The 11,897-nt window shown below is 55.3% G+C and carries 10 protein-coding genes; 8 read left to right on the top strand and 2 right to left on the bottom strand.

Annotated features, from left to right (window positions below):
- Positions 1–20: 20 nt before the first annotated feature.
- Entirely contained in the window at positions 21–353 is a 333-nt protein-coding gene (locus FH061_RS25375; RefSeq protein WP_192805256.1) for a DUF4148 domain-containing protein, read from the bottom strand.
- Between the two features lie 559 nt (positions 354–912).
- On the opposite strand from FH061_RS25375, the gene FH061_RS25370 reads away from it, so the two are divergent.
- Positions 913–1,956, top strand: a complete 1,044-nt coding sequence (locus tag FH061_RS25370) for a YVTN family beta-propeller repeat protein (protein WP_151638619.1) — start codon at positions 913–915, stop codon at positions 1,954–1,956.
- Between the two features lie 348 nt (positions 1,957–2,304).
- Positions 2,305–3,570, top strand: a complete 1,266-nt coding sequence (locus tag FH061_RS25365) for a type II restriction endonuclease (protein ID WP_151638618.1) — start codon at positions 2,305–2,307, stop codon at positions 3,568–3,570.
- 230 nt (positions 3,571–3,800) lie between these two features.
- Here FH061_RS25365 and FH061_RS25360 read toward each other — a convergent pair whose 3' ends face one another.
- A complete protein-coding gene (locus FH061_RS25360) occupies positions 3,801–4,976 on the bottom strand; it encodes a GGDEF domain-containing protein (RefSeq protein WP_151638617.1) in 1,176 nt (391 codons plus the stop codon).
- Between the two features lie 540 nt (positions 4,977–5,516).
- Here FH061_RS25360 and FH061_RS30720 point away from each other — a divergent pair.
- Genes FH061_RS30720 through FH061_RS25335 form a run of 6 tightly spaced genes read left to right on the top strand, consistent with a single transcriptional unit; the run spans position 5,517 to position 11,865 of the window.
- A complete protein-coding gene (locus tag FH061_RS30720) occupies positions 5,517–5,690 on the top strand; it encodes a hypothetical protein (RefSeq protein ID WP_192805255.1) in 174 nt (57 codons plus the stop codon).
- 40 nt (positions 5,691–5,730) lie between these two features.
- On the top strand, positions 5,731–6,009 hold the full coding sequence (locus FH061_RS25355; protein WP_151638616.1) for a metal/formaldehyde-sensitive transcriptional repressor: 279 nt from the start codon (positions 5,731–5,733) through the stop codon (positions 6,007–6,009).
- A gap of 9 nt (positions 6,010–6,018) precedes the next feature.
- Positions 6,019–6,195 carry a DUF1289 domain-containing protein gene (locus tag FH061_RS25350; RefSeq protein WP_151638615.1) on the top strand — a complete coding sequence of 59 codons (177 nt, stop codon included), beginning with the start codon at positions 6,019–6,021 and terminating at the stop codon, positions 6,193–6,195.
- 25 nt (positions 6,196–6,220) lie between these two features.
- On the top strand, positions 6,221–7,207 hold the full coding sequence (gene dmeF / locus FH061_RS25345) for a CDF family Co(II)/Ni(II) efflux transporter DmeF (protein ID WP_151638614.1): 987 nt from the start codon (positions 6,221–6,223) through the stop codon (positions 7,205–7,207).
- Between the two features lie 36 nt (positions 7,208–7,243).
- Complete coding sequence (locus FH061_RS25340) at positions 7,244–8,704, top strand: efflux RND transporter periplasmic adaptor subunit (RefSeq protein ID WP_151638613.1); 1,461 nt, start codon at positions 7,244–7,246, stop codon at positions 8,702–8,704.
- The gene (locus FH061_RS25335) at positions 8,701–11,865 is read left to right on the top strand and encodes an efflux RND transporter permease subunit (protein WP_151638612.1); all 3,165 of its coding nucleotides are present in this window, start codon (positions 8,701–8,703) and stop codon (positions 11,863–11,865) included. Before FH061_RS25340 ends, FH061_RS25335 begins: the two co-directional genes overlap by 4 nt.
- Positions 11,866–11,897: the final 32 nt, after the last annotated feature.

Raw genomic sequence — 11,897 nt, 5'->3', positions numbered from 1 at the left:
ATTCTTTTGGAAGAAGATGATCAGCTTCCGAAATAAATCGAATCGAAGATCTCGTTCCCCTGGCGGTTAGCCTGTACTGCTTCGGCGCGGACCTCTGCGCGTGAGCGCCCCTGATATGCTTGGGGTGCTTGGGGTGCTTGGGGATAGAACGCACCGTTGCTGACCTGGAGCGTACCGTTTCTGCGGGCCTCTTCCAGTTCAGCGCGCACCTCCGCGCGGGACTTCGTCGACTTAACATGGTCTTCCCAGTTCGAGCCGCGGTTACCTAACCATTTATCGTCCGCCAGCGCGCTCGAACTTACGCCAGCAATCATTACCAAGTTTGCAATTGCGAACAACAGTTTCTTTTTCATGGTGCATTCCTTTGCTAATAAGATCATCAATCCCGTGACTTGCTTCATTGATGGAGGAAGTATAGAAGCCGCAAGGCAACGACAACGTGACACCGACATTACAACCTTGTCATACACGCTAAATGGGAATGGCGAACATTACACACCTGTAATCTGCAGAGTGCGATCCAGTTAACCATGACCATGCTGCTGCTAAGCGTAGTGGTCACCGCGTCAAAGCAGAATAAGCCGTCCAGTGACGTTAGCCAGTCAAGCCGGGTGCGCATCTCAATCCGGCATCGCGTGACGTTCGCCGACGCTCACCTAAGTGGGCGAGCGCAATTTCCTGTGGACGGCGCTTAGGCACGGGATACCTGCGCATCACGGCGCTTCCCGAATAACCAGGAAGCGACCCCTGTCTATGGGTAGGAGGTCGCTCGTCCGATAAGGTGAAACTTGATCTGAATCATATTCGCCAGCATTGGTGAAGGGATATTCTCGGTTCGCTATTCGACGCGTTGAGCAACGGCGTCAACAGCCAGGCTGGGGCCTTGCATCATTTTACTTAGGACGATCCATTATGAAGAATCTACAACGAGTCGGAGCGATATCATTAGTTCAGGTTGCATTGCTAACCCTCGCCAATGCAGCGATCGCGGCCCCCAATAGTATCTATGTTGCGAACGAGGGCGATTCGACCGTCAGTGTAGTTGATATTGCGACATTCAGGCCAGTCAGAAACATCCAAGTCGGCCGGAATCCTCACAACGTACAGTTAAGCCCGGATGGGAAGTTCGCATGGGTCACCAATGACGGGCCCCACAAGCCTGATGGAAATACACATCAGGACGCGGACAAACACGGCCAGACCACCGAGAGCTCCGGCGGTGAGATTTGGGCGATTGATACGCAAACCGATCGCGTGGTTGCACAGATCGTTGTAGGGGTTCATCCAGCGCATGTGGTGCTCACTCCTGACGGCTCTCAGGCCTATGTCACCAATGGCGGCGAGGGTACAGTCAGCATCGTCGATCTGCAAGCGCAGAAGGTAATCGCTACTGTCAAGGTAGGGAATTATCCCCACGGAATACGAATTAGCCCCGACGGAAAGCAGGCGTATGTGGCGAACCTGAAAAGCGGTACCGTTTCGGTTATCGACACGGCGTCACGGAAGCAGGTGGCTGAAATCACTGTAGGGAAAGGGCCGGCGCAGGTCGGTTTCACGCCTGATGGATCAGCCGCTTTTGTGTCACTGTCAGGCGAGGCAAAAGTCGCGTTGATAGACCCACGGCAGAGAAAGATGATCTCGAAAGTTGGCGTTGAATCGGTGCCGATCCAGGTGTACGCGACGCCAGACAGCAAGACCGTGATCGTTGCAAACCAAGGTTCCAAAGCAAATCCAGGCAAGACGGTAAGCTTCATTGATATCGCTACCCGAAGGGTGGTTAAAACGGTGGAAACCGGGAAAGGCGCGCATGGCGTAGTCGTGGATGAACGAGGCGATCGTGCGTACGTTTCTAATACCTATGCGAATACTGTATCGTCAATCGATATCCGTTCGGGTAAAGTCGTCGCAACGACGCCGGTTGGCGAAGCGCCCAATGGTATAAGCGTGCTGCCATGAAGGCTGCATTGAGGTGGCTAGAGACCGGGTCAGGCGGCCAACTCGCAGCCTGGTCCAGTTAGCACGTGCCTGCACGGTGTGGCGGACACTGTGTCTCCACTATACTGGACTGTCGCCGCTCCTCATCCTGGTGAGCACCAACAGGTGCTTGACTTTGATGATCTTGAGACGAACGGACGTATCCTGCCGCTCCGAGAAGGCTATTGACGCTACTGCGGCCGCTAGGGCAGCTATATCGATGGACAACAACGGTGGCCACATCGTGGAGAATGGCAACGCTTGCCGGGCTGATTTTAGAGGAAATCGCTACAATACACCCGTACAACAAGAGCGATAAAGGATTGACGGATGGGTGACGCGCTGGCAAAACTGATTGAGCATTGGAAGGCCGATGCGCACAGCACTTATAACACGTGGTTTCTTTGGGAAGAGCGCATCAAGAACTTCCGCTCCATCCGGCGTGGCATTGGCCAAGTCGTGCGCGACATACAGGCTGGTACCTTTGGCAACGCGTACCGCGGCTCTTCGTTGGAGACCGTGGTCGGGTCTATTGCCGAACAGCGACAGGTATTCAAGGGTGCGGACCATGCCTTTCTCTGGAAGCCAAAGCTCCGCATCCCGGACATCTACGAAAACCCAAAGAATCAGGCGGCCTTCGCCCAATTACTTCATCATTGCGATTGCTGCAATACGGCTGAAGAAGTTATCGCAGGAATACAGCGCATCGATGCGCTGGCTATCAAAGGGCTCGGCCCCGCGGTGGCCAACCTTCTTTACTTCATTCATCCCACCTTCGTCTCACCCTTCAATACAGCCATCGTAAAAGGCTTCAACGCCGTCACCGGCGGCAACGTGAAGCTGGGGCGCTGGGATCATTATTTATCGATGCGGGAAGGTTTGATTCGCCTGAATGAAGAGTATCGGACGCTGCTATCCAATGATTTGGGCGCGATTGCCGGACTGATGTTTGATGTGGGCGCAGGACGTTACGCCGCACCGCCTCGTCTTGATGACGCCGCCGCTTTTTCTGCATGGGAGGCCGATCTGGAGCGCGTAAGAGTGGAGTCGGCGGCTGCCCAGAAACAATGGGAGGCTGCACGTGAGAGCGACGCAACCCATACGGAAATCCAGGGATGGTTGCGCGATTTGGGATTGGCGCTCGGGTTTGATGTCTGGGTCGCTGCCAATGACAAGAGCCGCACCTACCTGGATGGCAAGCTCGGGGATAAGTGTCTCGCACAGCTTCCCGATGGGGTCACCAAGGGCATGGATTCGGTACGGCTCATCGATGTTGTTTGGCTCACCAAGGGCCAACACAACGTGGCCGGCGCGTTCGAAGTTGAACACTCGACGTCGATCTACTCAGGCATTGTTCGAATGCTTGATCTTGCCCTTGGAACCGAGGTCGGCAAAAACTGCACGCTATTTTTGGTTGCTCCAGACAATCGTCGTGATGAAGTCAAGGTGCAGTTGCGTCGGCCGGCATTCTCACGCGTGTCCGAACTGAACATCCAGTACTTGCCTTACAGCCAGTTGAAAGAGCATCGTGGAGCGATCGCCCGCTTTGGAACAGGTATTAAACCGCTTCTGGAGATTTCACAGGGCCTGCACTGATTCTCCGAAACTGGACTCGTTGCTCATCAGGAGTACGCAGGACAGCCATCGGTTTGCGTGCTCAGACAATGTGTCCGTCAAGATGACGGTCGACGCTCTGGTCTTGGTTCTCGAGAGGACTCGCTTGAGTGAGGTGCACTGGCAACGATAGGCGCCTTGGTTCGGCAGGTGCTGGTGTGATGGATAACGACGGGCAGTAATGGCATGCTTCCCGGTGCCAGAAACGTGTTTCAACTGGGAGTGATTCCGTACGACTGACTACAGGCGAGCATTACGTGATTTTTGCCGGCCTTCTTAGCCGCATACAGTGCCTTATCCGCCGCGTCGATCAGGGTGGCAGAATCGGTATAGTCGGCCACCAGCGGAGCCACCCCAATACTGACGGTATAAGCAGGAACCTCCTTGGACCACACTTCAGCTGCCATAGCACGAATGCGGTCGGCAACTGAATAGGCATCGTCTTGAGTCGTGTCGGGCAACAGCACAAGGAATTCTTCGCCGCCATAGCGTCCTATGGCGTCGCCGCGGCGAAGAAGTTGCCGCACCTTCGATGAGAAATCGATAATCACTTGGTCGCCCGTCAAATGCCCATGGCGGTCGTTGACCTCCTTGAAATTGTCGAGATCAATGATTAATACCGACATCGGGCGTCGCTTCAGTCTCGATTGTGCAATCGTCTGGTCCAGCAGCGCAAGAAACGCATCCCGTCGGTACACGCCCGTCATTTGGTCCCGTGTCGCCAGGAATTCGAGTTTCATGTGCATCGCACGGCTGACCATGAGCATGAAGCCGAGGCTAAGCGCGACGAGCGAGAAGGCAAACGTGCCCATGTAGACGCTATGAACCAGAGAGGTATCGGTATCTGGCCTCACACGGCTGTTTTGTAAGAAAGCGGCAGTGCAACGGGCCAGCATGACGACCGAGGTAGCCAGAAACAGCAACCCGGTAAATCGCTCCGCGAATCCTTTTTTCTTGAGCCGGAAAATCAATAGAGCGCATGCAGTAAAGAGGACAGTAAGCGTACTGCTCATGGTGATGACGCGAGCCCGATAGTTGTCTTGTACGAAGGTGAACCACGCCAGGGCAAGTGCTGCGGCACCCAATATAAGAAACAGCAGTTTTGTCTTTCTTTTAAAGCCGCCATACTCAGTCAGACTGGCGTGCATGGTAACGACGCCGACAGCGACTAGCAGATTTGGCAGAAAGCTCGAAAACAAGACCGGAACTGTTCCGCGCAGGGCAAACAAGAATGCTGCCGTAGCCATCGTAATGCAAGCGGCACCCCAGTGCGCAAGTCCCTTGATATCGCGAAGGAATCCGGAACCCAGCACAAACAGGACAAAAGCACATAGGGTACCGAAAGCTGCGGAAATGATAATAAAAGCAAGGGGATCGATTCCCGGCACAGCATACTTCCTTCAAATCATCGTCTTCAAAATTGCCATATTACCAACATCTTCTCGTTATCGAGTTTGCCGTACGAGAGGGAAGATGGTCGCATACAGGTTGCATATGGGCAACCACTATCGCGCGCTTAGTTCAATAGCAATTTTGCAATAGATGGGACGATACGGAAATGCTTATGGCAAAGAGTGTGGAAAAGTCAATTATTCGCAACAAGCTCATCTTCCCATCGCAAACGTCAGGGAGACCGAGGGTTTCCCTAAAAGCACGGCTTTCGACGAACAACGCGCAACCCTACGAAGCCTTTACCGGCTCAGGCAAACAGCGCTTACAACCTGATCATAATAAAGTGCCGCCGACTTCTTCGCGATTACATACCTTCGTATTCCGGTTTCAGCAGTCCGTTAACACAAGCTCCTATTTATTTCGGGCAACGCCATATGGCTGGCGGTGTCATTACAGTTTATCGCTCGAACCTGGTTAATGGACCTGCGGGACCGCAGGCGTGCCCTGAAACTGAAGGGACGGTTAGCGGCGTCCTCATGGCCAACAACCTGGTGGGGCCCGATCTACAAAACATGCATGCAGATGATTTCGCTGCTCTCGCCAAGGCGATCCGTTCCAGTACGGGCGATGCCAACGTCGACACTACCAAATTTGCCGCCGGCAGTAGTGGGCTAAGAACGACCTGTCAGAAGGGTATCGAACGTTTCTGATAGTATACCCCCCTATGGTATTAGCCTTATGGAGAAATTAGTGGCACACACATCCCGCGAGAAAACCAAATTGCTAAACCGTGTACGTCGCATTCGCGGCCAGATTGAAGCGGTCGAGCGTGCCCTTGAAGGCGAGGCCGGTTGTTCCGAGGTGCTACAACTGCTGGCTGCGACTCGCGGGGCGATGAACGGCCTGATGGCTGAGGTCATTGAAGACCATATTCGTGAGCACGTGGCCAGCCCTGCGATTGAGAGTGATGCTGAACGTGCAAAAGGCGCTGATGAGCTAGTTGAGGTCGTTCGAACCTACCTGAAGTAGAGCATATAGATGGCTGTGAAATCACCCTGTATTGAGTTGTGCAAGTTCGATGGCAGGACGGGATTCTGTACTGGTTGCCTGCGCACTGCAGCAGAGGCACGGGAGTGGAAGAAAATGACAGACCACCGGCGCCACCAAATCATCAATGAACGCGCACGACGCGAAAAGAAACTGGTAGGCAAGTAAGCCATCGATATCGGAAAGAATTGTTATGAGCAGTACACAGCGGCACGACAACCAGGTCTCCAATTGGGTACATGACCACACTTTCGCTGAGGGAAGCCATGCTGCTGAACGCAGTACGCGCCTCGTGATGTGGATTACCGCAGTAATGATGGTTGTTGAAATAGCGGCCGGGTGGTGGTTCAACTCGATGGCACTTCTGGCTGACGGGTGGCATATGAGTTCCCATACGCTAGCGATTGGACTCAGTGCCTTCGCTTACTCAGCTGCCCGTAAGTATGCAAAAGACCCGAGGTTCGCATTTGGGACGTGGAAAATCGAGATATTGGCTGGTTATACAAGTGCAGTGTTCTTGCTGGGTATTGCAGCGGTGATGGCGATCAGCTCCATTGAACGGATCTTTGCGCCTGAGCCGATTCACTATCGAGATGCAATTATCATTGCAGCCATCGGTCTTGTGGTGAACATTGCTTGCGCCCTGATTCTTGGCGGTGCGCACCATCACCATGGTGAGCATGGGCACCATCATGGCCATGAGCACGGTCAGCATGAACATGGCGATGACGACCATCACGGGCACCATGACCTCAATCTCAAGTCCGCCTACGTGCACGTTATCGCAGATGCTGCCACATCGTTCCTGGCGATTGCTGCACTGGTAGGCGGATGGTTGTATGGATGGAATTGGCTTGACCCATTAATGGGGATTGTCGGTGCCGTGCTGGTGGCTGTCTGGGCAAAGAACCTGATTGTAGACACTGGTAAAGTGCTAGTAGATCGGGAAATGGACGCACCCGTTGTTGCGGAAATACGGGAGGTTATCGAGGCTAACGACAACATCAGGCATACCAAGCTTGTCGACCTGCATGTCTGGCGAGTAGGGCGGCGGTTCTACTCCTGTGCCCTAAGTGTAGTCACCGAAGACACATGCCTTACAGCCAGCAAGATCCGAGATGAGCTGTCGATACATGAAGAAATCGTGCACTCGACAATTGAGATTCACCATCAGTGCTAGAGCTGCAATAGCCATAGAGCCCGAATACAGTTGCCAATGCGGTCAACCAACTGCAAGTACTCGCAGCCGGCTGCAACGAGCCAAGAGGCGTCCGGCGAGAAGACTGACCCGAAGACCGGACGCAAGGTCCTGTATTGGCACGACCCCATGGTGCCCGGCCAGAAATTCGATAAGCCGGGCAAAAGTCCCTTTATGGACATGCAGCTTGTCCCGGTCTACGCGGACGAGGCCGGTGGCGAAGGAGGAGTGACGGTCAATCCGACACTCCAGCAGAATCTGGGTATCCGATACGCCACCGTTCGGCGAGAGGAGACTAGAGACGCATTCGAGTTGGTTGGCACTACCCAGTTTGACGAGAGCGTTGCAGAAGTCGTGCAGAGTCGGGTGACCGGCTACATCGAGCGACTTCATGCCCGGGCGCCCATGCAGCGCGTTAAGCGCGGCGAACCGGTTGCGACGCTATTTGTGCCTGAGTGGATTGCGCCCCAGGAGGAGTACTTGGCATTGAAGCGTAGCGGCAACGATGCTCTGGCGTCTGCTGCTCGCGACCGCATGCGCGCACTTTCCATCCCTGACAGCTTCGTGACCCAGTTAGAGAGGACTGGAAAAGTACAGAGAACCCTGACGCTCGCATCGCCTGTTACCGGCGTCATTACGGAACTCGGCGTTCGTGATGGTGCAATGGTTTCGCCAGGCATGACCGTCGCCAAAGTGGTTGCCCTTAACAAGGTCTGGCTACTGGCCGAAATCCCGGAACAACAGGCCAATTTGGTCCGTCCTGGCATGCAGGTAGAGGCAACCTTTGCAGGAAATACGGAGCAGAAGTATGCCGGAAAGGTCCGGGAAGTTCTCCCAGGCGTGAGTTCGACAACCAGGACGGTGCAGGCACGGCTGGAACTGGACAACCGTGACGGCAGCCTCACACCGGGCATGCTGATGCGGGTAAAGGTCGGCGGCGAGAAGGCGGTGCCACGGCTCCTTGTTCCAACCGAAGCCGTTATTACGAGCGGGAAGCGCTCGGTCGTCTTGGTTACGGGCGAAAACAATAGCATCCAGCCGGTACAAGTAACAACCGGGCGAGATATCGGCGACGACACGGAGATTCTGAGCGGTTTAAACGAGGGCCAAAAGGTGGTCGCTTCAGGACAGTTCCTCATCGACTCGGAGGCGCGGCTGAAATCGGTTCTGCCGAAGTTTGCCGGAAGCGAACAAGAGCAAGGGCAGAAGTCTCAACCGCAGTATTCTCCTATCGCTGTTCCAGGGGTTTACCGAGGGGTCGGCAAGGTCGAAAAGGTGTCCCCAAGCTCACTGACCTTGTCCCATGGACCGATTCCTGAGCTGAAGTGGCCCGCCATGACAATGGACTTCGGCAAACCAAAGCCAGACGCTTTTGCGGAGGCCAAGGTTGGCCAAGACGTGGAGTTCTCGTTCAAGGAGGGTGATGACGGCAGCTACATGCTTCAGGACGTGAAGCCAGCTGGCGGAGGAAAGAAATGATTGCCCAAATCATTCGGCACTCCATCGCCAACCGCTTCTTTGTCCTGTTCGCAACGGCGATTCTGGCTGCCTGGGGACTGTGGTCTCTGGGGAAGACACCGCTCGACGCGTTGCCCGACTTGTCAGACACGCAGGTCATCATCCGCGCTCAGTATCCTGGTAAAGCGCCTCAGATTGTCGAGGACCAGGTCACTTATCCACTGACGACTACGCTTCTGGCTGTCCCAGGCGCTAAGACCGTACGTGGATATTCGTTCTTTGGTGACTCCTTCGTCTACGTGTTGTTTGACGATTCTACCGACCTGTACTGGGCCCGTTCTCGGGTGCTGGAGTACATCAACCAGGTGCAGGGCCGCCTACCGCAGGGCGTACGTGCGGAGCTGGGGCCGGACGGTACCGGGGTAGGCTGGGTCTTCGAATATGCACTAATTGACCGCACCGGGCAGAACGACTTGAGCCAGCTACGTGCGTTGAATGACTGGTTCCTGAGATTCGAGCTGAAAACGGTGCCGGATGTCGCGGAAGTGGCCAGCATCGGTGGGATGGTCCGGCAGTATCAGGTCGTCTTGGACCCAGACAAGCTTCGTGTCTTCGGTATCTCCCACGCCAAAGTCCTTGAATCGCTTGGCAAGGCAAATGAAGAGTCAGGTGGCTCGGTCGTCGAAATGGCCGAAACTGAGTACATGGTGCGCTCGCGCGGTTACCTGCGTTCGTTGGAAGATTTCCGGAACATCGTCCTGAATGCAAACGAGGCCGGAACGCCGGTTTTGCTGCGTGATGTGGCCACCATCCGGCTTGGTCCTGAAATGCGGCGGGGTATTGCCGAGCTCAATGGCGAGGGAGAGGTTGCTGGTGGCGTCATCGTGATGCGTTCCGGTAAAAATGCCCTACAGACGATTGATGCCGTGAAGGCCAAACTCGACACGCTCCAGTCCTCCTTGCCGAAGGGAGTGGAGGTGGTCACAACCTACGACCGCTCGAACCTGATAAAAGCAGCGGTCAACAACCTGCGAAATAAGCTCATTGAGGAGTTCATCGTTGTCGCTGTCGTCTGCGCGATATTCCTATTCCATCTTCGCAGCGCGTTCGTGGCCATCGTCTCCTTGCCACTGGGTATTCTTGCTGCGTTCATCGTCATGCGTTACCAGGGCGTGAATGCAAACATCATGTCGCTCGGGGGCATCGCGATTGCGATTGGAGCCATGGTCGATGCGGCCATTGTCATGATTGAGAATGTCCACAAGCACCTTGAGGCCTATGAACACGCCCATCCCGACAAGGAGCTCACAACCCAGGAGCGCTGGAAGATTGTGACGGACGCGTCGATTGAGGTCGGTCCGGCCCTGTTTTTCTCGCTTCTGATTGTGACCCTGTCGTTTCTGCCTGTCTTTGCCCTTGAGGCACAGGAAGGCAAGTTGTTCGCGCCTCTGGCTTACACCAAGACCTACACGCTGGCAGCGGCGGCAGGCCTTGCTATCACCTTGGTGCCTGTGCTGATGGGCTACCTGATTCGCGGGCGCATTCCAAGCGAAGCATCCAATCCCCTCAATCGGATTTTGATAGCGGCGTACCGCCCGCTGTTGGAAGCTACATTGCGGCATCCAATCGTAGTAATCGCGGTTGCCGTCGTGGCTCTTGCCTTGACCGCTATCCCAATTTCCCGGCTTGGTGGTGAGTTCATGCCGCCGCTTGATGAAGGAGATTTGCTGTATATGCCATCTGCGCTTCCGGGCTTGGCGGCATCGAAAGCCAGCGAACTGCTGCAGCAAACGGACCGGCTCATCAAAACAGTGCCGGAAGTGGCAACCGTATTTGGCAAGGCGGGACGGGCTGAGTCAGCGACCGACCCGGCACCTCTGGAAATGTTCGAGACGACTATTCAGTTCAAGCCAAGGGACCAATGGCGTCCGGGAATGACGCCCGAGAAGCTGGTCGAAGAGCTGGACAGCGTCGTCAAGGTGCCTGGATTGTCGAATGTCTGGGTTCCACCGATTCGTAACCGCATCGACATGCTCTCGACCGGTATAAAAACGCCTGTCGGTGTGAAGGTGTCTGGTGGTGACCTGAACCAGATTGACCAAATTGCGAGTCAGATTGAGGCCGTTGTGAAAAAGGTGCCGGGCGTGACGTCCGCTTTGGCTGAACGGCTGAGCGGCGGGCGCTACATTGACGTCACCATAGATAGACGACAAGCAGCTCGCTACGGCCTTGCCGTCACCGACGTCCAGTCCGTGGTCTCTTCGGCGATAGGAGGTGAAAACGTCGGCGAAGTCGTCGACGGACGACAGCGCTTCCCTATTAACGTCCGATATCCCAGGGATTACCGGGATTCAGTCCAAAACTTACGAGAACTGCCCGTAGTGACGGAGCGAGGGGCACAGATTCGGCTGGGTGACGTGGCCCAAGTCCAGGTGACTGATGGCCCGCCGATGATTCGTAGCGAAAACGCCAGGCTATCCGGCTGGGTGTACGTCGACGTGCGAGGAACGGACTTACGGTCTGCTGTGAATGCGATGCAGGCAGCAGTACAGAAGGAGGTCAAACTGCCACCAGGCTATTCAATTGGATGGTCAGGGCAGTTCGAATACCTGGAGCGCGCGGCGGCGAAGCTGCAGACGGTTATCCCATTGACGTTGACGGTGATTTTCCTGCTCCTGTACTTGGCGTTCCGCTCTACGTCTGAAGCACTGCTGCTAATGCTGACCGTTCCGTTTGCTCTGATTGGCGGCTTCTGGTTTGTCTGGACGCTCGGGCATGCGGTTTCGGTGGCCACCGCCGTCGGGTTCATCGCCCTGGCCGGTCTGGCGGCCGAGTTCGGTGTTGTGATGCTGGTCTACCTTAGAAACTCGCTGGACGCTCGCCTTCGGAGCGGGCAGCCGTTGACCAAGGAACTGATTCTCGAGGCAATTCGAGAGGGGGCAGTGCTGCGCGTCCGGCCCAAAGCCATGACCGTCGCGGTGATTCTTGCTGGTTTGCTTCCCATTATGTACGGCAGCGGTGCCGGGTCCGAGGTCATGCAGCGTATTGCCGCACCGATGGTAGGGGGCATGGTCACAGCCCCCCTGTTATCGCTCTTTGTTATTCCGGCAGCGTGGCGTCTTCTCCAGGAGCGGAAGCTGCGTATTGCCGTAAATTTTCAGCCGAATAGTGTCAAGGCATGACACATTATTTTTTACCTAGTCCTACAGGAGCA

Origin of the sequence: Noviherbaspirillum aerium (assembly GCF_008929045.1) — a bacterium.
Classification (GTDB): Bacteria; Pseudomonadota; Gammaproteobacteria; order Burkholderiales; family Burkholderiaceae_D; genus Noviherbaspirillum; species Noviherbaspirillum aerium.
The sequence above is the reverse complement of the archived record's forward strand: the minus strand, read 5'-3'. Positions and strand labels throughout refer to the sequence as shown.

Coding starts and splice junctions, on each gene's coding strand:
- FH061_RS25375 (WP_192805256.1), bottom strand. CDS start 353: ATGAAAAAGAAACTGTTGTTCGCAATTGCAAACTTGGTAATGATTGCT.
- FH061_RS25370 (WP_151638619.1), top strand. CDS start 913: ATGAAGAATCTACAACGAGTCGGAGCGATATCATTAGTTCAGGTTGCA.
- FH061_RS25365 (WP_151638618.1), top strand. CDS start 2,305: ATGGGTGACGCGCTGGCAAAACTGATTGAGCATTGGAAGGCCGATGCG.
- FH061_RS30720 (WP_192805255.1), top strand. CDS start 5,517: ATGGCCAACAACCTGGTGGGGCCCGATCTACAAAACATGCATGCAGAT.
- FH061_RS25350 (WP_151638615.1), top strand. CDS start 6,019: ATGGCTGTGAAATCACCCTGTATTGAGTTGTGCAAGTTCGATGGCAGG.
- dmeF (WP_151638614.1), top strand. CDS start 6,221: ATGAGCAGTACACAGCGGCACGACAACCAGGTCTCCAATTGGGTACAT.
- FH061_RS25340 (WP_151638613.1), top strand. CDS start 7,244: ATGCGGTCAACCAACTGCAAGTACTCGCAGCCGGCTGCAACGAGCCAA.
- FH061_RS25335 (WP_151638612.1), top strand. CDS start 8,701: ATGATTGCCCAAATCATTCGGCACTCCATCGCCAACCGCTTCTTTGTC.